This window comes from Mesorhizobium sp. WSM4815 (assembly GCF_055811575.1).
The window spans coordinates 157,877-177,173 of the sequence record NZ_JBVVQS010000089.1; the positions used below are offsets into that span (position 1 = coordinate 157,877).

Below are 19,297 nucleotides of genomic sequence, written 5' to 3' on the forward strand. Positions count from 1 at the left end.
CACCGCCATCTGTTCTTGCGCGCGGGAGCCTTGCATGAGCACCCGAAAACCAGCCATAGAGATTAAGGATCTCTACAAGATCTACGGCGACAATCCCGAACTTAAGCTGGACGGATTGCGTTCGGGCGCAATCGGTCCTGACGGAGGCGGCGGTTTCGTAGCTCTCAATAATATCAACATGACGGTCGAGGCTGGAAAGATCTTCGTCATCATGGGTTTGTCAGGCAGCGGGAAATCGACCATGCTTCGCTGCATCAACCGACTTATCGACCCGACAGCCGGCCGGATCCTGGTTAATGGACAGGACATCACCAAGGCCAACAAGAAAGAGCTTCGCAGTATACGATCGACGACGATCGGCATGGTGTTCCAGCACTTCGCGCTGCTGCCTCACATGTCGGTTATCGATAACGTCGCGTTCGGATTGCGTATTGCCGGCATCGGCCGCAAGGAGAGGTGGGAGCGCGCGGGCAAGGCCCTTGAGCTTGTCGGCCTCAGCGGTTGGGACAAACGCAAGCCATCAAACCTCAGTGGTGGAATGCGGCAGCGCGTGGGCCTTGCGCGCGCCCTGGTGATGGACACGCCGGTGCTGCTTATGGACGAACCCTTCAGCGCGCTGGACCCTCTCATTCGAGAAGAAATGCAGCAGGAGTTGCTTCGGCTTCAGAATACGCTGAACAAGACGATCGTGTTCGTGACTCACGATCCGAATGAGGCGGCAACCATCGGCGACCGTATTGCCATTCTGCTCAAGGGACAGGTCGTTCAGGAAGGGCGACCCATGGACGTGGTCCTGTCCCCTGCCAACGATTATGTCAGGGACTTCGTGCGGGGCATCGATGTCTTCAAGGTGCTTTCGGCCGGCCAGGTCATGGACGCTGTCCGCCCCCCCATAGAGCTGGTGAATTCGGAATGGACGAAGCATCTTTCCCACGACCTCATCAAACTGTCGCCCAACGATCTCATTGCGCCTTATCTCGACGAGCTGTCCAAAGAACAACGCACTTTGGTCGTGGTTAAGGACGACGGAACTCCGGTTGGGACCGTAACCAGCAAATCCGTGCTCAAGGCGCTTGCAGCCCATTCGTCAATAGGCGGCACGACATCCAAGGCGGAAAAACTCAATCCGGCTGCCGACGCAGTTCGGGAGACCCACGGCCGAACGTGCAGTCAATAGCTGACCAGAAAGCAACCGACGGGTGACCATGATGGATTTTTCGGAGTTTGCAGGCACGGTTGCCGCGTCGATCGACGACTTCACCAACTACCTCTCAACGCACTTCGGATTTGTTTTCGACTTCATCTCAACCGTGATCCTGGGCATTCAGCAGCCCTTGGCAACGATCCTGACGAGCGCGCCGGCCTGGTTGATCATCACGATCTTTGTGGTCGGCAGCGGCCTGCTCGGCAGGCTCTCGCTGGCTGTTCTGAGCGGGTGCGGACTGGCCTTCATCTTCGTCATGAATCTTTGGGCTCCTGCGATGGTGACACTTTCGCTAGTACTTACAGCCGCAATTGCCGCGCTGGCCATCGGCATACCTATTGGGATCCTGATCGCCGAATCCAAACGCATGAATGCTGTTGCCGAGCCAATCCTCGACTTCATGCAGACGATGCCCCCATTCGTACTGCTCGTCCCAGCTGTGTTTTTCTTCGGTGTCGGCACCGTCCCTGGCATTGTCGCTACAATCTTCTTCGCCATGCCGCTCCCGATCAGGCTAACCGCCCACGGTCTCAAGATGGTCGAGCCGGAAATGATCGAGGCCGGCGAGGCGTTCGGCGCGAGCCGACTAGCCGTGCTGTTCATGATCAAATTGCCGCTGGCATTTCGTTCTATTATGGCGGGCGTCAATCAGTGCGTGATGATGTCGTTGTCGATGGTCATCATCGCATCCATGATCGGCGCCGGTGGATTGGGCGACGAAATCATTCGGTCGATCTCTCGCCTGCAGGTTGGGAGAGGCGTCGAAGCGGGGCTTGCCGTCGTGGTTCTGGCAATCCTTATCGATCGCATTACCAGGCGAATTAGCGAGAAGCTGGATCCCACGGCCTGAACCGAAGCGGGAGCCGGGATAGAATGCGGCTCTCGCATCGGTTTCAGGAGATTGGAAGCGGAAGTTTCTTTGTCCGCCCACCATCGATGACGTAGACCTGACCGGTTACGAAGGTACTTTCTTCTGAGGCAAGCCAGACAGCGAGATTGCCGACGTCGCTCGGTTCTCCCAGACGTCCTACCGGATGCATCGCGAGAAGTTCCCTTCGAACACGAGTACTGTCTGGCATGCTGTCGAGGTAGATCTCGCTGAGGTCCGAATTGATCCAACCAGGCGCAATGGCATTGCACCGGATGCCCTCATGCCCATGGTCGACCGCTATTGCTGCGGTGAAACCATGAATCCCCGCTTTCGAGGCGGAATATGCAGGATGCCCAGGGTTGGACGCCAGGCCTTCGATCGACCCTATGTTGACGACGCACGCACCGGCCCTTTTGCGGAGGTGAGGCATTGCCGCCTTCGTCAGCAGGAATGGGGCCTTGAGATTGATATCCATCATCTGATCCCAGTCCGCCTCAGTCATCTCATCGACCGTCTTCTCGAACATAATACCAGCGTTGTTGACCAGGATATCCAGGCCGCCAAGGCGCTCGACAACAGTTTCGACAGCTGATCGAATTTGTTCGGAATTCGCGAGATCCGCCCCCACATAGATGGTTCGTTCATCGAGCAACGCGTGAGCCGGCGGATTCCTCTGCAGGATGGCGACCTTTGCCCCCTCCTCCACAAAGCGCTGCGTAATGCCGGCGCCGATCCCTCGTCCACCTCCGGTGATGATTGCAATCTTACCCGCGAGTCTGTCAGCCATGGAGAACCTCAATAGACAGGCTTGGCGCCGTTCACTTCGATCGCCGTGCCAGCGATGTAGCGTGCGGCGTCGGAACATAGGAAGAATACCACGTCGGCTATGTCTTGCGGCTCAGCGATCCGGCCTAGCGGCACGGTGTTGTTGAGCTCCGCTATGGCTGTGTCCGGATTGAAGCCACGGCGGGCAAAACCGGTACGCAGTATCGGGGTATTGACTTCATTCGGACACACGGCGTTTACCCGTATGCCATCACCTGCATGGTCTCGGCCAAGACACTTGGAAAACGCCGCCACGGCTGCTTTGCTGGTGCAATACGCTGCGTGCCCAGGCCCGGGATAAAGTCCCCAGCAGGATGCGACGTTCACAATCGCGCCGCCGCGGCCCTTCATGTGACCTATGGCTTTCCGGCAGGTATAGAAAATCGATGTCAGGTTAATCTCGAATGTCCGCTGCCAATCTTCGTCGGTCGTCTCGAGAATGTTTCCTCGCGTGATGATTCCGGCGTTGTTGATGAGTACGTCCAGCCGCCCTGTGGCCTGAACGGAGTAGTCGATCAAATCCTCGCAAGAGCTCTTGTCTCTGAGGTCGCCGGCCTTGCTCCAGACATTCTGTCCGGTTCGGTTAAGTTCGGCCTCGAGCGTGTCCAGGCCAGCCTGGTCGGCGTCGCCCGCAACCACCCGAAAGCCGTGCGCAACGAACTGCCTAGCGATCGCTTGCCCGATGCCTCCCGCCGCGCCTGTTATGACCGCAGTTTTCTTCTCAATGCCAGTCATAGCTCAAGCCAATCTTTGACGGGGAAGTGCGGCTCATAATCTATGAACAGCTGCCGAAGACCAGTGGGGCAGCCCTGCAAAAGTCTCACCCCCTTCTTGAGTTGCCGAGCGCAGACATCGCGCTGTGTATGCTACGCCGAAGCCGCGTCGGACATTGATTGGACAGTGTCGCAGATCGCGAAGCATGTTCGCACAGTCTGGCTATGTTTCGCTGCAAATGGGTTAGGGATCGCAGCCATAATCAGTCGAAACGCAGGCCAGCGCATCGCCTTGTTAATAGTTTTACGACATCTTGAGCATTGCTTTCTCTATTGTCGCACGGCGCGATTACCGAAGTGTTTTGGAGCTTGAGATGGTTCGCCGCTATTACGACCTGCCGTCCCTGACTGCCTTGGCTGTTTTCGAGGCGTCTGCCCGGCACCTGTCATTCAAGTTGGCTGCTGCGGAACTGAATGTCACACCCGGCGCTGTCAGCCGGCAGATCAAAGCGATCGAGGACGAGCTCGGCGTTCCGCTCTTCACTCGGCTGGGAACAGGCGTGGTGCTGACAGGCGCCGGCGAAGACCTTTATGGTGCGTTGGCTAGCGGTTTTTCGCGGGCCGCAGACATCGTGCGAAATGTGAAGCGCGGCGATCGGGCGAAGAACGTCACTCTCGCCTGCTCTGATGCCTTCGCATCGATGTGGTTGATACCACGAATGCCGGACTTCTGGACGCGATATCAGGACATTGCTGTTGACCACCTGATTTCGGACAATCCTCGCGATTACCGCCGCGCCGAAGTCGAACTGCGCATCCGCTACGGGTTCGGATCCTGGTCGAATGAAGATGCGGAGCTCCTTTTCGATGAAACTATCTACCCGGTATGCGGGCCCGGATTTGCAAGTAGGCATCGCGACGCAACGGCGGAGTCGTTGGCCGAGCTTCCCTTGCTGCACGTTGACTGGGTGGATCCCGACTGGGCTGGCTGGGATGAGGTCTTGCGGCGCGCGGGTGTCTCACATGGGCCGACCCGCGGCCGGCGCTTCGGCAAGTTCTTCGTGGCGCTTCAGGCTGCTCAAGCCGATCAAGGAGTGGCTGTCGGCTGGCACCGCCTTGTCAAGGCGCAGATTGAAGAAGGGAAACTCGTCAGACTGACGGATCTCGAGCTGCCCGCCCCTGGCAGCTACTATCTCACCTGGTATGAAAATCGCACATTGTCCCCTGCCGCGCAAAGCCTCCGTGACTGGATCCGGGAAGCGGCGGCGCAAGAACGAGAAAGCTAGAGCTCTCTGCCGGCGCGCTTCTGCATCGCCCAGAGCTTCAACGGCGCTCCGATCGACATCAGGGGTTCTGGATACAGCCGAACCGGGGCTGGCTCGTTCAGGGCGTCTGCAACCATTGGCTCGTTGCTGCCGGCGGCAAGATCGGCAACCAGCATCCCGTACAGCGTGCCTTGCACCGTTCCAAGGCCATTGCAGCATCCGGCTACGAAGACCCTCTCCTCAATTTCGCCGAATGCGGGCGCCGAATTGAGGGAGAGACACAAGTGACCTCCCCAGCGAAATTCCATCGGTATTTCACCCAGCATCGGGAAGCGAGCCTGGAACGATCGATCGTGCGCAGCACCGATCCGACGGATCTGCTTCTCGCTGGTGGACATATCCGGATTATAGCTGAATGTATTGCGGATTACGATCCGGTCGCCGATCCTCCGGATAGTTGACCCCATCGGGTCGGCCGGGATCAAGCCCCAATGCGGCTCCCCGCCCAGAAGCGCCTGTTCGGTCTTGGAGAGCGGCCTTGTCATGCTGGCGTAGGTGAACACATGCAGCAGGCGTTTCCTGAAGAAGCCAAAGCTTTCAAGATGACCGTTGACCGTCAATATCAACCGCGGCGCAGTGATTTCACCCTCAACTGTCTTGGCAGTGTGCAGTTTTCCGGTCTGCAAAGATGTCACCGGCGAATTCTCGAATATGTGAACGCCGCCAGACAAGCCTTCGGCGAACCCGCGGATGAAGCCGGCCGGCTGTGCCATTACTGTTCCCGGCGTGAAGGTACCGCCGACAAAGAAGTCGGTTCCGGTGATTTCCTTCAACTGCAACGCGTCGAGCCGCTCGAATGGCTCGCATAACCCCGTCAGGTGCTCCTCGAATTCGCGCAGGACAGAGAGACCGCGGTCCGTTGCCGCCCCATGAAATTTGCCGGCCCGAACAAAGAACTTCTGCAATCCGTATTCATCCGCCGTAGAGGCAGAGAACTCGATCGCGGCCCGGTTCGTGCGAATGCGCTTGCGGTCGTGGTCCTGGCTTCCGCCGTAGTGCGCGCCACCGAGCTCATGCGGAAGATCGATCATGAAGCCGGAGTTGCGTCCGGCAGCACCCCAGCCGACCCGCTGAGCGTCGACCACTACTATGCGCTCGTTCGGCACCAGTTGTGAGAGGCGCCGCGCGGCCGCCAAACCGGCAAACCCAGCTCCTACAATGAGCCAGTCCGCCTTGTGACGGCCGCGCAGCACCTCAGGTGCCTTGGGAGGCGGCAGAATACCGTACCAGCCCGACAGGGACGTGTCCGCAGGCGTGCGGACAGCCGCGTGGTCGCTCATCGATGCGATCGGGCTAGTCTACCGAACGCGAGACCTTAGGATCGGAGATGTCCGCCCAAATGGTCTTGAGTTCGGTATATTGGTCGTGGGCATGCAATGACTTGTCTCGTCCCCCGAAGCCTGACAACTTGAAGCCGCCGAAGGGTGTCGAGATGTCTCCTTCGCCATAACAATTGATGGTCACCGTTCCTGCGCGGATGTCTCGCGCGATACGATGTGCCTTGCCAAGATTGGCTGTGAAGATCGAGGCTGCAAGCCCATATTGCGTGTCGTTTGCGACCCGGACCGCTTCATCAGAGTTGGTGACCTTAATGACCGAAAGCACCGGTCCGAAAATCTCCTCTCGAGCGATCGCCATTGCGGGCGTGACATCGTCGAATACAGTCGGCTCGATGAAATAGCCTTTGCCGTGCTTGTGGGCGTTCCCGCCCGTCACGATCCTGGCGCCTTCCGCCCGCCCCTTCTTGATGTAGCCCATAATGCGGTCGAACTGCTCCTTCGAGACAATGGCACCGAGCCGGTTGCCTGGGTCCAACGGCTCCCCCAGAGGCCATTCCCTGAGCTTGTGGAGGACCGCTTCCACCAGACGGTCCTTGATCTTCTCGTGCACGATGAGGCGCGAATTGGACGAGCAATTCTCGCCCATGTTCCAGAAGACCGCCTGGGTGACATGCTGCGCTACAACATCGAGGTTCTCGGCGTCATCCAGAACGATACAGGGGTTTTTCCCGCCGCATTCGAGCACGATGCGCTTGAGGTTGGACCTGGCGGAATATTCCAGGAATTTCCGACCGACGTCGGTTGATCCCGTGAATGCGACCATATCGATATCGGCATGCATGCCGAGTGTCTTGCCGGTGATCTCGCCGGGACCGGTTACGATCTGAAGAACGCCGGCGGGGATCCCCGCCTCATGCGCCAATTCGGCAATGCGCAATGTTGACATGTTCGTTTGCTCGGCCGGCTTGACGATGACGGAGTTGCCGGTCGCAAGAGCCGGCCCGATCTTCCATGCGAGCATCAGGATCGGGAAATTCCAAGGCAGAACGCAAGCGACCACGCCCAGCGGCTGGCGTACGATCATCGACACGACATCATCGCCGGAAGGCGACGTCTGGCCGTAGAGTTTGTCGGTGGCTTCGGCGTGCCATTCCAGGCAATGCAGGGCCTCAGGAATGTCTATGGTTACGACGTCATAGATTGGCTTGCCGCTTTCGAGCGTCTCAAGCACTGCAAGCTCATGGGCGTCTCGCTTCATCAATTTCACGAGCCGCCGCAGAACGCGCTTGCGCTCGCTCGGATGCGCACGCGACCAGGCGCCCGATTCAAACGCCAGTCGTGCTTTCTCGACAGCAAGATCGACGTCGGCCTGGGCGCAGGAAGCTATCCTCGCTATGACTAGTCCAGTCGCGGGGTTGACAGTCTCGAAAGTATCCCCAGATTGCGCTGCCCGCGCCTTGCCGTCGATCACTGCGTTGGTCGGCAGTGGCAAGCTGTCGGCCAGGTTCTGGTACTCATCACGCGTTAATAGCGATGACATTTTCGGAAGCCCTCTTTTGGGATTTGGCAGTGATCGACGCGATGGCTGCCTTTAGGGTGCGGACCGTCGACTCGAGCTCCCGCTTCTGCTGGTCGTCCAGTGCCCGCATCGGCCGGCGCACGGGCCCAGCCGGCAGTCCAGCCAGCTCGCACGCGAACTTGATGCTCTGGACAAACTTGCCGCCCTGTTCGAGAAGCCTCATCAGAGGCAGAAGGGCCGACATGATCTGCCGGCCCTTGGTGAAATCCTTCTCGATAACGCACGCTTCGTACAGGGCGAGGTGCTCAGCCGGCAGGCAGTTGCCAGCTCCGCAGACCCAGCCCCTGGCGCCCCAGGCGAAGAATTCGAGCGCCTGATCGTCCATCCCGCAGAACAGGTCGATATGCGGATAGTCACGAGCCAGGGCGTGCAGCTGATTCATGCTGCCGCTCGACTCCTTGATCGCACAGAAATTGGAGCTGCGACCGACGCGGTCCAGGAACTCGAAATCCATCATCGTGCCGGTGCGTCCGGGATAGTTGTAGAGCATCACCGGCAGATCGGCGGCCTTGTCGATCGCAAGGGCATGATTGGCAAGTTCGAGCTGCGTGGGGACAGCGTAGTAGGGCGAACCGATCAGGATGCCGTCGTACTTCAGGTCCTTTGCAACCAGCGCATATTCGATGCAGTCTTCCGTGCGGATGGCACCGACGCCCGCAATCAGGGGCAACTTCCCCTTCACCATGCTCCTTGCAAGCTTCAGCAGGACGACGCGCTCATCGCGTGACTGGGCGTAGTACTCGCCTGTCGTGCCACCGACAATGATGCCGTGAACGCCAGCCGCGACGAGGTGCTCGACCATGACGCAGAAGCCGTCGCGGTCAATCGATCCGTCCGCATGAAAGGGCGTTGTGACGGGCGGAATAACGCCTTTGAACGACATCTGCCTCGCTCCAATGTGGGCTACAAGGTCAGTGTTATATGCAAGCCTGAAGGGCTGGACAGCCGAAATAAAGTCACCTCTGAGGCAACTTTTTTGCGGTTCGAGCTATGATCCGCAAGGCTTGCCCGTCGATTTGATGGCGGGTAACTACCTGCCGCGCCCTGCCTCTGCGAGTGTGTGAAATTTTATAGTGACGACGGCGAGATGGTCGACCGGAGTACGTGGCCGTGTGTTTTGAGCCCTAGCGGGTATACGCCGAGTGCACTCGAACGACCCGCTTTGATGACCGGTAGCTATTTGGCTTTCACTAGACGGTTAACCAATGAAACTGTTTGATCAGATCGTCACCAACGAAAAACTCCATCCGCAGTATGTGAGCTTGCGGGACATGTTTTCGTATGCGCCGGCACGAGGAATGATTGACGAGATCGCAGAGAAGCTGGTCGACGTCGACGGCAACCTGGGCAGCTCCGCGGACGGCCGACCGGTAAAGGCAATAGATCCTTCGGATGATGCGTACGAGTTCAGTCTGACAATCCGGGACTGCTACGCCGATCTCGAGCAGGTCCGTGTCTACGTGCACAAGGGTTAAAGGGCTCTGCTTTCAAATCCCGTGAGGCTTCTCTAATGTGATGAACCGTACCCGCGACTTGAACCCACGAAGCTCCACATCGCGCGCCTTGTTCTCGAAAGAGAGCTTGCCTAAGAACGGAATGGTGTGATGCCCTTGCGCATTTTCATGATCGGCAATTGCAAATTCTATGATCAATGCGCCAGGTTCAAGGGCGACTGCAGCCAGCCTGTCAGCGGCGTTATCGCCTGCTTCGGCTCTGACACGGGCGATAAACTGAGTTCTTACGTCATCTCGCTGCCACAGATCGGCAGCGCGTTGTCCCTGCTCAAACAGGTAAGACACCATGCTCGGCTGACGCGATGTGCGCTTCACATGGATCATCCGAAGGTTTTCAGGATCGTATAAATCGCAGACTTCCAGCTTTTGAAAAGCGCCATCGGCTGCCTCATGCCATATCTGGTCGAACAGCACATATCCTGCATCATTCGCGACCCGCTTGTTATAAACCTCCTCGCGCTCGTAAACGGGCACGGCTTTGGTCTTGCCCGTCTTGCCTATCTCCTTTTCCCATTCCGTAACCTCAAAGGTCGCGAGTTTCGGGTCTGAGGGTGTCTTACGATCTTCGAAATATTTCTCCACCAACTGAACAATAGCTTGCGATGGAATGTACCAGTGCGCATCGTTCAGTACATAGCGGGTCCCCTTAGCATCATCGAGGCCGCCTATCAGGCACTTGTAAACCGACCAGTTCCCCACGTTGACGTGTTCATCGTTGTAAAGACAGACGCTATCGTCCTTCAGGTCCGCAAGAGTCATATCGGCCAGATTGTCGAACGATGATTTATAAAGATCGAGACTGACGTCCGGAAAATCCCCCTTCAAACCCGAGCCATATATTTTTACGTATCCGTTATCTTCAAAATTCAACTGGGGGAGGCATATTTCGAAGGTACTCTGCTGACTCTGAACGCTCTGCAATAGCAGGGCATCGAGCCGCTCTACCTCCGCCAAAGCCAGCACCGGCTTAAGTTCGTCAACCACTGAAAATGCGGTCTTCTTGTATGCGTCTGAGGTATAGAAAGTAAGAGCTTTGCCTGCGATCTGTTTGATATCAGCGAAGTTCAATTTCGTTGTAAGAGACAGGCCCGCCGCGCCCACCACAGAATTCAGGTCGTCGTCCGCAGCCACCGCGCCGGATACGCGTTTCAGAATCTCGAACTTGTTCTGCCCGCCGAATGAGCCGAAGCGGGCTTTGAAGGCAGACTGCGCGAACTGCTGAATAGCGCTGGCGACATTTGATTTATGGACGGCTTTCAATGCCGTATCCGCAACAGCGTTAATAGCTACCTTAATACCAAAGTCGCCTTCGACCTGGTATTCGTTCAAGAGCTTTGAGCCATATCCGAAGGTCACCGCGAATATACGTCCCGCCTCCTCAAAAACGATCACGGAGGCCGGACTTCCCTTCCTGAATTGCGGCACATTGAACGTACCGGATAAAATCTGCATCCAGCGTGGCGTCTTCGCCTGAGACACCAAGAAGTAAGCATCATAAACGACGTCACCGGGGTTGTGTGGCTGCAGCTTCTGTACCTGACCTGCTTCAATCTTCTTAAGGAATGACGCAGAGAGAATCGTCTGGCGCGTCGCCGTTGCGGCGCCCAGATGAAGAGCGAATTTTCGTTTTTCTTCCTTCATAGTCCCCTCCTGGCTAATTTCGCAAATATACACTGGTCGGCTATTTCACCGGCGAGGAAAGAAAGGCATCCAAGACTCGGTTTTACGATCAGAGCCTGTCGGGCGCTCGATCAGAAGTGTCATTTGAGGTGGAAGCTTCCCCGCGTGCAAATGGCAGACACGCTGGTCCAGTTCCCTGTCTGAGGGCGTGAGGCGATGGTTCAGGCGAAGGTAGTCCGTCCAGGTCGGGGTGCGGAATGTCTCAGTCCAGTGCAAAAGCCTCTGAAGGTTGCGCTGGAGCACCGACTGCCGGGCGCCGACGCGGCTTTGTACATGCCGGCGAGCGCTCATGAGGTCCAGGAAAGCATCGACATCTTCTTCTCGTACCAGGTACTCAACCTTGACGACGATAGGCCCGCTTCCCGGCTTCAGATTGAGAGCGACAGCCGGGGCGTCGAACTGTTCCAGAGAATCTGGCTCGAAGTCGCGACGCTCTCGAAGAGGAAACGGGACACCGGCTGCAGCAACGAGCAGCAAGGCCCCAGCGGAGCCCTCCAGCGCCCAGGTGAGAGAATGGTTCTGGGCCACCGTGCCCCACACCCAGCTGCCGGTCGCGATGCCGCCGTCTATCAGGGCATAGTAGATCGAGATCGTGCGTCCCACGACGCAGCGCGGGCTCGCCAGCTGCACGCTCACACCAATCCCGGACCAGGTCGTCACCCAACCCGCGCCGCCCTGGGCGAGCGCAATTGCGGCCGCTGCGATTGAGGAGGTCAGCGCAAGAGCCAGGGAGCATGCCGCGCAGGCGAGGCATGCGAGCATCATCAGTCGTTCCTGAGACAATATCCGCCGGAACAGGCTGCTGGAGATGCCGGCGCTCACCGCGCCTGTCCCGAAGCCTGCCATGAGCGCACCATAGGCCAGCGGCCCTCCACCAAGCTGATCACGCACAACGAGCGGCAGCAGCGCGAGAATGGCAATGCTCGCCAGGCCAAAGAGTGTTCCGCGAGCGATCGCCGTCTTGATTTCCGAAGACATGGCCGTGAAGCGGAGCCCGTCATAGATCGCCGTCCTCATCGACTCGCGCGGAAGAGGTGAGGAGCGAACCTTCCACTTGCAGCGCCATATGGTCCCAAGAGGGACCAGGTAGCCGAGCGTGGTCACCGCGAGAGCCGTAAGAAGGCCAAAAGAAGCAACCACTATGCCGCCGAGCGCCGGCCCCACGGTCCGGACAGTGTTGAAGCCGAGGATCATCCATGGGTCGACGAAGCCCAGCGCCACTAATGCGGTCAGCATCGCAGACGGGGCCGCCATAATGCACCAGCCGGCGAACATGACACCGTGACGGCTGTAATTGTCGGTGAGAACCCCGGCGAACACAGATAGGATGAATGCGGGCACCGTCGATGAAGCCTGCACCAGCGCAAACACAAGATCGGAAGTCGAAATCGTAGCCATCAACCAGCCGAGACTGGAGTCTTGAGTCGCGAGCCAGATTGAACGAAAGGTGCGATTGGTCAGCGCCGCAAACGTCGCTGGCGAGACCATATCCGCATCTGCGCCAGCCGCTCCGCTCATCTCTGCGTTTCTGCCTTTTGTCCAGTCGGTCCAAGTGCGCGGTGTGTCGGCGAGCGGGAGCAGCATGCCCGAAGGCTGGCAATCTGACGAACGCAGGCAGCGCTTCCACCCCGGTCGGCCCCCTCCCCGCACATGCGCAACCCATCCCACGGAGCGTTCCCTAATCGTGCAAATCTACCAATCCGGCGCAGGAAGCCATCCGCATTAAAGTCAACCGACAGACTAGTTTTTTGCATCGCAGCAAGCATTCGATACGTGCTATTCGACGCTAACTCTTTGATCGTACGCTGCTAATCAGTAAGTCCAGACACGTTGGCGCCTAAAACAGGGCCGCAGCCGGAATTTTGTCCATTTATAGAGGAACAAGGCATGAGCGTGACAAACCGCGAACTCGAGAGCAGGCGCATAGCGGCCGTTCCCCGTGGTGTAGCCTGCGCATTTTCAATTTTCGCCGATAGAGCTGTTAACGCAGAGCTCTGGGACGCTGACGGACGGCGCTACATCGACTTCGTGGGTGGAATGGGTGCCCTCGCTGTCGGTCATTCGCATCCTGCAATCGTAGCAGCGGTTCGCGATCAGCTGAATCGCTTCACTCACACCTTTTTTGGAACTGCCCCTTACGAAGGCTACGTTGCCCTGGCCGAGCGACTAAATGCTCTTGCGCCGATGGGTCCGGCCAAAACCCTGCTCGTGACAACCGGCGCCGAAGCAGTCGAGAACGGGGTCAAGATCGCTCGTTATCACACGGGTCGCCGGGGAATTATTGTCTTTAGCGGTAGCTTTCACGGACGAACACTCCTGACACTCGGAATGACCGCTCAGGTGAACCCTTACAAGGAGGGCTTTGGTCCATTCCCAGGGGAAATCTATCGTGTTCCCTACCCTTACTCATATCGTGGAATAAGCACGCAGGACGCCCTCTCTGCCCTTCGCAATCTGTTTGAGACGGAACTGGCGGCATCAGAAGTTGCCGCCATCGTCATCGAGCCAGTCCAGGGCGAAGGTGGATTTCTGCCGGCGCCTGCCGACTTCTTGAAAGCTCTTAGACAAATCTGTGACGCTCACGGCATAGTGTTCGTGGCTGATGAGGTCCAGTCGGGGTTCGGACGCACAGGCAAACTCTTCGCGATAGAAAATTTCGACGTTCAGCCGGATTTGATAGCTGTCGCCAAGAGCCTTGCGGGCGGCCTGCCACTTGCAGCCGTGATCGGCAAGGCCGAGATCATGGACTCGGTTCACCGCGGGGGGCTTGGTGGGACTTATGCCGGGAATCCATTGGCGTGCGCAGCCGCACTGGCAGTCTTAGACGTTCTCGAGAATGAAGGATTGCTCACTCGGGCGGAAGAAATCGGTGCGCGCCTGCAAGCGGGGTTTGAGCGCCTCCGAATCAGGAGCAACCGTACAGAGATCGGCGAGATCCGCAGGCTTGGCGCAATGACTGGCATAGAATTGGTTACGGATAACGTCAGCCGCGAGCCAGCGACAGATGTTACTGCGACAATCATCCAAGAAGCCGCTCGAAACGGTCTGCTGCTGGCCTCGGCAGGACGCTTTCACAACGTGATCCGCTTCCTTGTGCCGCTCACAACCTCGAATGAGATTCTGGAGGAAGCCATATCCATCCTCGGTCGATCAATGGAAAATGTGTCTAAACTCCAAGCCTAGCACTGCCCGTGCGCCGCCTGATCTCGGCAGGCTGGCGCCATCGGCGCTCAAGGGCACGCTCTTGGCGCACCAGAGCTTCTTTGTATGTCAGCCTGCGATCGGCGCCATCACCCGGGCACGATCACACAGTGAAAATGGTCAACGATATTCCTGTGCGCATGATCAGACCCGCAGGCGTTCCGTATTTCTGTCGGCACTCCTTTTGTCAGACAGATACCAGTATCTCTCGCAGAAAGTAGAGGCTCACATGTCCAGAAATCCCATCACTCGCGTTCACGCCAAGGGCGACGCCTTCTCCATTGGCTTCGCGCTCGGGCGGTCCAGCGCGTCCGGCTTCCGCGAATGCGTTCTGGGCACCGAGCGATATCGGGCGCTGGGCGTCAGCTGGCGTGGATCGGACTATCTGAGGACTTTGGAATCCGCGGCCCGCGCGGCCTATCCCCGCTTTGTGCGTGAGATCGAGGGGATCGCTGCGGGCGCAGGGCAGGATTTCGAGGCGGTCTTCCTGTGGAATTGCCGGGGCGACTTACCGCTCCCCGAGAACGTTTCGGCCGCGACTAAAGCCGTCGCCGCCACGGGCTGCACCTCGCTGCTAATTCCGGCGGAAGACGATGGCCCTGCGATTGTCGCACACAATGAGGACGGCGGGCCAGAGCTTCTCGGCGCCTGTCTTTGGGTCGAAGCAGAGCCCGACGAGGGCTCAGCCTGGAGCAGCTTCATGTATCCTGGAATGCTGCCTGGACACACATTCGGCCTGAACGAGGCCGGGCTAGTCCAGACTGTCAACAATATTAGCGTTAACGATCTACAGCCCGGCGTGCCGCGGCAGATCATCTGCCGCGCCATCCTCGACTCAGGCGGACTGGACGAAGCGGTCTCAATCCTGAAGCGCAAGGACCGCGCCAGTGGCTTCCATCATAATCTAGGAGAAGCGAAGACGCGCCGGCTCGTTTCCGTCGAGGCGCCGGCCACAGGCTGCGCAGTTCGTGAGACCGCCTCGCCCCGAGCGCACGCAAACCACCTGCTCTTTGGGGAATTCGACGGAATGGAGCAGACGATCAGCCTCTCTTCACGAAACCGGCAAGATGCCGCGGACCGGATGATCGCGGAAGGCGCACTCGCGAGCGGCCCCGAGGCGGTGCTCTTTGACAAGACCACCCCGATCTATCGCGACAACGACCGGAAAGACGATTACGCCCAGACCCTCGCCACGAGCGTCTTCGCGCTTTTCCCTGATCGGGTTGAATGGCGCGTGCACGCCACGCCGGACGAGCGCGACGCGCTAAGCAGAACGATGCGCGTCCTATAGGTCCGGCCTCAATTAGATCCGCCGCCGGAGAGGCCCGCCATGACAACCAGCTATCCGAGCACTGAGTTGGTGAAGTCTCAATCGGATTCCTCGTCTGAGAGCGCCAGTACGGCCGCCGCCCGCTCTGTGTTGGCAGGGTTTGCCACCCGTTCTGACCTAGTGCGCGAGTTCCTAGTTGCCCCTTTCGGTTGCCATAGCGCTGAGCTGCGTTTCATTCTGGACGTCATGCGCTCACAGCCGACGGCTGGCAAATGGATTGCCATTATGACGAAGCCCTATAGTGAGTGGCGCGTTGGTCGCTGGTCGCATAACATGCCCGTGCGAGTGGTCGAAATAGCGCCGGCTTGCTTTCAGTCGCGCGAGGATGTTGAGCGTTGGGTTTTCAAGCAACGTTGGCGACACCTCATTGGCGCGCTCCCAATGCAGGAGAATGGCGATGATGTCTGACCGTCCAGCGATTCTCGCTTATGCCGACCGCGACAGCGTCAGGCCTGGCGAGACGATTGCCTTCGCTGTCAGCTGTATGAAGCTCGACAGCTTCGACTGTGATTTCGTGCGGCTGCTCAGCTTCGATGCCGGGCCGGAGATGCCACCATTCCGGCCGCCCGTCATGCCGGTGGCGGAGGCCAAGCGTTATCCGGGACGCGAGCAACCCATCCGCGCCGGCTCCTACATCAAGGTCGAGGGATCGCAGAGCTTAGCAGATCTTGGGGCGGTAACGCTTTGTGCTTACGTGATGCCGACCCTCATTGCCGGCCAATCACGTTCCCTGATTAGTACTCTGACCCCCGGCGGAGACGGGGGAATAGCCTTGCGGCTCGAGGGAGACGGCTGCCTCGCGGCTATCTTCGGAGATCCAGTTGAGCCACGGACTTACCGCATGGATCGGCCCTTGTCTCTCTGGCTCTGGAGCTTTGTTGCACTGAGCTATGATGCAGAAAGCCGTCAATTGCTGGTTGTCGTGCATCGCCTAGCGTCGAGGACGCATGATCATGTTGGCGCGAACTGGCTGGCTGTGGATAGCGTAGGGCCGCCTGCCAACGGCAATGGCCGCCTTTTGATAGCGGCCGAACAGGATGAAAGGGGATTAACTCGACACCATTTCAACGGCAAAATCGAGCGCCCCCGGATTCTGGCCGCGGCGCTATCGCTCGAACAACTCGCCGATTTGGGATCACGCAAGCCAACGGAAGCGTTGAATTGGCCCTGTCTCGGCGATTGGAATTTGCTGGCGGAGCCAACATCTGAGATTATTCCGGATGAATCTGGCTCTAACCACGACGGCGTCTGCATCAATCAGCCGACCCGGGCCGTCCAGGGATCGAGATGGGAAAGCCCAACGATGGATTGGCGCTGCGCTCCTGAACAGTATGGCGCGGCTCACTTTCATCACGATGATATTGAGAACCCCGGTTGGCAGGAAGACCTGAGGCTTACCGTGCCGACGAATTGGCCCAGCGGCTGCTACGCCGCTCGTCTGCGTAGCCCGGATGCCGAGTTTTTCGTCCCGTTCTTCGTGCGGCAGGGTGCTGACGCTCGCGGTGATGTTGCCTTTCTGGCACCCACTGCAACATATGCATGCTACGCGAACTTAACTATGCAGCGGCAAACCAATGAGTATAATCTCGGTTGCGTCGCCGCCTCCTACACGCCACTCGACCTTCTGGCGTTTGAACACCCAGGCCTTGGTAAGTCGCTCTATGATCCGCATGACGATGGCAGCGAACGGTGCGTTGGATCGCTGCGACGGCCGGTGGTGAATCTCCAGCCCGGAGGCTGGCTTTGGAACTTCCAGATCGACCTCTGTCTGCTCGGCTGGTTGTCTCGCGTAGCTCCGGATCACCAGATACTTACGGACGAAGACCTCCACCGCGAGGGCTTGGCGGCGTTGGATAGTTGCCGCGTACTGGTCACCGGTAGTCATCCAGAGTATTGGTCGTTACCGATGTTGCAGGCCCTCGACAGCTTTCTCGCTAGAGGTGGGCGGCTCATGTATCTCGGCGGAAATGGGTTTGCCTGCGCGATAGATTTTCATCCAAAACGGCAAGGGTTGGTTGAGTTCAGGCGACGCCATCCAGGAAACGGCCGCTATGGTCCCGGCGAAGCCCATAGCAGCTTTACTGGCCGGCTCTGCGGCTCATGGCGGACGCTGGGCAGACCGGAACAGTCGATCGTGGGCGTGGGCTATTTGACAGAGGCTTTCGACCGCGGCAGTTATTATCGTCGTCTCGGCGCCAGTGATGATTCGCGAACTCGCTTCATTTTTGAGGGTGTAACAGATGATATAATTGGCGATTTCGGCATCATCGGCGGAGCTGCCGGACTTGAGCTTGATGTAGTTAGCGAAGAGCTGGGTACGCCGCGTCATGCGGTCGTGGTTGCCGCTTCCGAGAAGCACGGCAGTTCGTACGCGCGCACGCTGGGCGGGTTAAATTTCTTCATTGGATTGTGGAATGATGCCCCAGAAGACCCCATCCGAGCCGATATGACGTTTTTCGAGACACCCGCAGGCGGCGCGGTCTTTTCTGTCGGCTCTGTAGCTTGGGGGAGCTGTCTTCCCCATGCCGACTATGCCAACAATGTCGCACGCATTTCGGAGAATGTGCTCCGCCGTTTCCGCGACGCGACGCCCTTCCTTATGCCCGACTAACCCAGCTTGCTTAGGACCGGCACCAATTTATCATAACGGCAGCAATCTACGCGCGCCCTTGATCGACGGGGTTCGACCCGCATGTGAAGCTGCATCGACTGACCGCAGCGCTGGTCCGCCGGCGGCCTCCATGTCTATCCTGCAAGCGTCGGCGCTTTCTGCACCGGGAGGGCAAGAGCTTCAAAAAAAGCCATTCTGCCGGCGGAGCAGCTCAGGCCAAGCTGGCGCGCCGACGCGCGCCGTGGACACGCTATCAGACGCGCATTGGTTCAACACGCCTGGTCTTCTCGACGAGACCATTGCGTCAAGACATCAAGACCAGCATGGCGCCGCTGCGTGGCGGGGGCGCGGGGCGAGCGGCTTGTCGCCCACGCGCCATATGGCCATTGGAAAATGATGACGTTCATCGCTACGCTGCGGCATGATCGCGTCGAGGCGCGCCCCTATGTCAAAACAAACAACCGATCAAAACCTTGAAGCCGGGCGACATGGTCGTGCTCGACAATCTCGGCTCGCACACGGGCGCTGCCGTCCGCGACATCATCAGAGCCGCTGGCGCAAGCTCTTGTTCCTGCTGCCCTACAGTCCCGATCTCAATCCGATCGAGCAGCTGTTCGCCAAGCTCAAGCACTTCATGCACCGCGCTGCCAGGCGCAGTGTCGAAGTCGCTCACACGCAATCGCCCCAACCCTGAATGCCGTCACGCCACTGGGGAATGACCAACAGCAACGGGACTCGCAGACCATAACCCGTCGCGCCGAACATCTACAGCCCCCCCGCAGCAGGCCCAACCGCCCCGACTGATTTCGGAGTTGTCCATTCCGAATTCTTATCGCTGACGTCCACCTCTTTGGCCTCGAGCTTCTCATCATGCTTGATTACCAATTCCATCGCCGCGAAGATGGTGTCCGGTAGGTGGCACTTGATTTCGTGGCCGCCCAGCATCTTCCTGGTGGGTGGCACCTCGCGCTCACAGAGATCTCCCGGAATCAGTTTCTTGTAGCGACAGCGGGTCTGGAACGGACAGCCGGTTGGCGGGTTCATCGCCGACGGGATGTCGCCCTCCAGCACGATGTGCTTCTTGACGACGCTGGTGTCGGCGATCGGGATCGCCGACAGCAGCGCCTCGGTATAGGGATGATAGGGCGGCGAAAAGATCTGGTC

17 protein-coding genes are annotated in these 19,297 nt (G+C 58.5%); 8 read left to right on the plus strand and 9 right to left on the minus strand.

The window, feature by feature from the left end:
• Positions 1 to 34: 34 nt before the first annotated feature.
• Positions 35 to 1,177, plus strand: coding sequence for a quaternary amine ABC transporter ATP-binding protein (locus AC0L2B_RS12370; RefSeq protein WP_473745517.1), 1,143 nt, complete (start codon positions 35 to 37; stop codon positions 1,175 to 1,177).
• A gap of 28 nt (positions 1,178 to 1,205) precedes the next feature.
• Positions 1,206 to 2,054, plus strand: coding sequence for an ABC transporter permease (locus AC0L2B_RS12375; RefSeq protein WP_473745539.1), 849 nt, complete (start codon positions 1,206 to 1,208; stop codon positions 2,052 to 2,054).
• 43 nt (positions 2,055 to 2,097) lie between these two features.
• Here the strand turns inward: AC0L2B_RS12375 and AC0L2B_RS12380 are convergent, their stop codons facing one another.
• Entirely contained in the window at positions 2,098 to 2,862 is a 765-nt protein-coding gene (locus AC0L2B_RS12380; RefSeq protein WP_473745518.1) for an SDR family NAD(P)-dependent oxidoreductase, read from the minus strand.
• A gap of 8 nt (positions 2,863 to 2,870) precedes the next feature.
• Positions 2,871 to 3,635 (minus strand): SDR family NAD(P)-dependent oxidoreductase, encoded by a 765-nt coding sequence (locus tag AC0L2B_RS12385; protein WP_473745519.1) that lies wholly within the window; start codon positions 3,633 to 3,635, stop codon positions 2,871 to 2,873.
• Positions 3,636 to 3,987: 352 nt separating this feature from the next.
• On the opposite strand from AC0L2B_RS12385, the gene AC0L2B_RS12390 reads away from it, so the two are divergent.
• Positions 3,988 to 4,899, plus strand: coding sequence for a LysR substrate-binding domain-containing protein (locus AC0L2B_RS12390; protein WP_473745520.1), 912 nt, complete (start codon positions 3,988 to 3,990; stop codon positions 4,897 to 4,899).
• On the opposite strand, the gene AC0L2B_RS12395 is transcribed toward AC0L2B_RS12390, so the two are convergent.
• The 3 genes from AC0L2B_RS12395 to AC0L2B_RS12405 are packed head-to-tail and all read right to left on the minus strand — an operon-like array spanning position 4,896 to position 8,680.
• The gene (locus AC0L2B_RS12395) at positions 4,896 to 6,218 is read right to left on the minus strand and encodes an NAD(P)/FAD-dependent oxidoreductase (RefSeq protein ID WP_473745521.1); all 1,323 of its coding nucleotides are present in this window, start codon (positions 6,216 to 6,218) and stop codon (positions 4,896 to 4,898) included. The two genes, AC0L2B_RS12390 and AC0L2B_RS12395, sit on opposite strands and share 4 nt — an antisense overlap.
• Before the next feature lie 13 nt (positions 6,219 to 6,231).
• A complete protein-coding gene (locus AC0L2B_RS12400; protein WP_473745522.1) occupies positions 6,232 to 7,758 on the minus strand; it encodes an aldehyde dehydrogenase in 1,527 nt (508 codons plus the stop codon).
• The gene (locus AC0L2B_RS12405) at positions 7,736 to 8,680 is read right to left on the minus strand and encodes a dihydrodipicolinate synthase family protein (RefSeq protein WP_473745523.1); all 945 of its coding nucleotides are present in this window, start codon (positions 8,678 to 8,680) and stop codon (positions 7,736 to 7,738) included. The genes AC0L2B_RS12400 and AC0L2B_RS12405 overlap by 23 nt, the downstream gene beginning before the upstream one ends.
• A 322-nt stretch (positions 8,681 to 9,002) precedes the next feature.
• Here AC0L2B_RS12405 and AC0L2B_RS12410 point away from each other — a divergent pair, with 322 nt between their 5' ends.
• The gene (locus tag AC0L2B_RS12410; RefSeq protein WP_473745524.1) at positions 9,003 to 9,272 is read left to right on the plus strand and encodes a hypothetical protein; all 270 of its coding nucleotides are present in this window, start codon (positions 9,003 to 9,005) and stop codon (positions 9,270 to 9,272) included.
• 12 nt (positions 9,273 to 9,284) lie between these two features.
• On the opposite strand, the gene AC0L2B_RS12415 is transcribed toward AC0L2B_RS12410, so the two are convergent.
• Together AC0L2B_RS12415 and AC0L2B_RS12420 are read right to left on the minus strand one after the other, a co-directional pair.
• A complete protein-coding gene (locus AC0L2B_RS12415) occupies positions 9,285 to 10,952 on the minus strand; it encodes a TIGR04141 family sporadically distributed protein (RefSeq protein ID WP_473745525.1) in 1,668 nt (555 codons plus the stop codon).
• 45 nt (positions 10,953 to 10,997) lie between these two features.
• On the minus strand, positions 10,998 to 12,509 hold the full coding sequence (locus AC0L2B_RS12420; RefSeq protein WP_473745540.1) for an MFS transporter: 1,512 nt from the start codon (positions 12,507 to 12,509) through the stop codon (positions 10,998 to 11,000).
• Positions 12,510 to 12,878: 369 nt separating this feature from the next.
• Here AC0L2B_RS12420 and gabT point away from each other — a divergent pair, with 369 nt between their 5' ends.
• The 4 genes from gabT (at position 12,879) to AC0L2B_RS12440 (ending at position 18,133) form a co-directional block, all read left to right on the plus strand.
• Positions 12,879 to 14,174, plus strand: a complete 1,296-nt coding sequence (gene gabT / locus AC0L2B_RS12425; protein WP_473745526.1) for a 4-aminobutyrate--2-oxoglutarate transaminase — start codon at positions 12,879 to 12,881, stop codon at positions 14,172 to 14,174.
• Positions 14,175 to 14,421: 247 nt separating this feature from the next.
• A complete protein-coding gene (locus AC0L2B_RS12430) occupies positions 14,422 to 15,483 on the plus strand; it encodes a C45 family autoproteolytic acyltransferase/hydolase (RefSeq protein ID WP_473745527.1) in 1,062 nt (353 codons plus the stop codon).
• A 39-nt stretch (positions 15,484 to 15,522) separates the two neighbouring features.
• Positions 15,523 to 15,930 (plus strand): N,N-dimethylformamidase alpha subunit family protein, encoded by a 408-nt coding sequence (locus AC0L2B_RS12435; protein ID WP_473745528.1) that lies wholly within the window; start codon positions 15,523 to 15,525, stop codon positions 15,928 to 15,930.
• Positions 15,920 to 18,133 (plus strand): N,N-dimethylformamidase beta subunit family domain-containing protein, encoded by a 2,214-nt coding sequence (locus tag AC0L2B_RS12440; RefSeq protein ID WP_473745529.1) that lies wholly within the window; start codon positions 15,920 to 15,922, stop codon positions 18,131 to 18,133. The genes AC0L2B_RS12435 and AC0L2B_RS12440 overlap by 11 nt, the downstream gene beginning before the upstream one ends.
• A gap of 448 nt (positions 18,134 to 18,581) precedes the next feature.
• Here AC0L2B_RS12440 and AC0L2B_RS12445 read toward each other — a convergent pair whose 3' ends face one another.
• A complete protein-coding gene (locus AC0L2B_RS12445) occupies positions 18,582 to 18,806 on the minus strand; it encodes a hypothetical protein (RefSeq protein WP_473745531.1) in 225 nt (74 codons plus the stop codon).
• 92 nt (positions 18,807 to 18,898) lie between these two features.
• A partial coding sequence (locus AC0L2B_RS12450) for an oligopeptide/dipeptide ABC transporter ATP-binding protein (RefSeq protein ID WP_473745532.1) occupies positions 18,899 to 19,297 on the minus strand: 399 nt, incomplete at its 5' end.

Excerpts from the sequence above, each read along its gene's own strand:
- AC0L2B_RS12370 (WP_473745517.1), top strand. The coding sequence starts at position 35 with ATGAGCACCCGAAAACCAGCCATAGAGATTAAGGATCTCTACAAGATC.
- AC0L2B_RS12375 (WP_473745539.1), top strand. The coding sequence starts at position 1,206 with ATGATGGATTTTTCGGAGTTTGCAGGCACGGTTGCCGCGTCGATCGAC.
- AC0L2B_RS12420 (WP_473745540.1), bottom strand. The coding sequence starts at position 12,509 with ATGAGCGGAGCGGCTGGCGCAGATGCGGATATGGTCTCGCCAGCGACG.
- gabT (WP_473745526.1), top strand. The coding sequence starts at position 12,879 with ATGAGCGTGACAAACCGCGAACTCGAGAGCAGGCGCATAGCGGCCGTT.
- AC0L2B_RS12395 (WP_473745521.1), bottom strand. The coding sequence starts at position 6,218 with ATGAGCGACCACGCGGCTGTCCGCACGCCTGCGGACACGTCCCTGTCG.
- AC0L2B_RS12380 (WP_473745518.1), bottom strand. The coding sequence starts at position 2,862 with ATGGCTGACAGACTCGCGGGTAAGATTGCAATCATCACCGGAGGTGGA.
- AC0L2B_RS12385 (WP_473745519.1), bottom strand. The coding sequence starts at position 3,635 with ATGACTGGCATTGAGAAGAAAACTGCGGTCATAACAGGCGCGGCGGGA.
- AC0L2B_RS12435 (WP_473745528.1), top strand. The coding sequence starts at position 15,523 with ATGACAACCAGCTATCCGAGCACTGAGTTGGTGAAGTCTCAATCGGAT.
- AC0L2B_RS12400 (WP_473745522.1), bottom strand. The coding sequence starts at position 7,758 with ATGTCATCGCTATTAACGCGTGATGAGTACCAGAACCTGGCCGACAGC.
- AC0L2B_RS12390 (WP_473745520.1), top strand. The coding sequence starts at position 3,988 with ATGGTTCGCCGCTATTACGACCTGCCGTCCCTGACTGCCTTGGCTGTT.
- AC0L2B_RS12415 (WP_473745525.1), bottom strand. The coding sequence starts at position 10,952 with ATGAAGGAAGAAAAACGAAAATTCGCTCTTCATCTGGGCGCCGCAACG.
- AC0L2B_RS12430 (WP_473745527.1), top strand. The coding sequence starts at position 14,422 with ATGTCCAGAAATCCCATCACTCGCGTTCACGCCAAGGGCGACGCCTTC.
- AC0L2B_RS12440 (WP_473745529.1), top strand. The coding sequence starts at position 15,920 with ATGATGTCTGACCGTCCAGCGATTCTCGCTTATGCCGACCGCGACAGC.
- AC0L2B_RS12405 (WP_473745523.1), bottom strand. The coding sequence starts at position 8,680 with ATGTCGTTCAAAGGCGTTATTCCGCCCGTCACAACGCCCTTTCATGCG.
- AC0L2B_RS12410 (WP_473745524.1), top strand. The coding sequence starts at position 9,003 with ATGAAACTGTTTGATCAGATCGTCACCAACGAAAAACTCCATCCGCAG.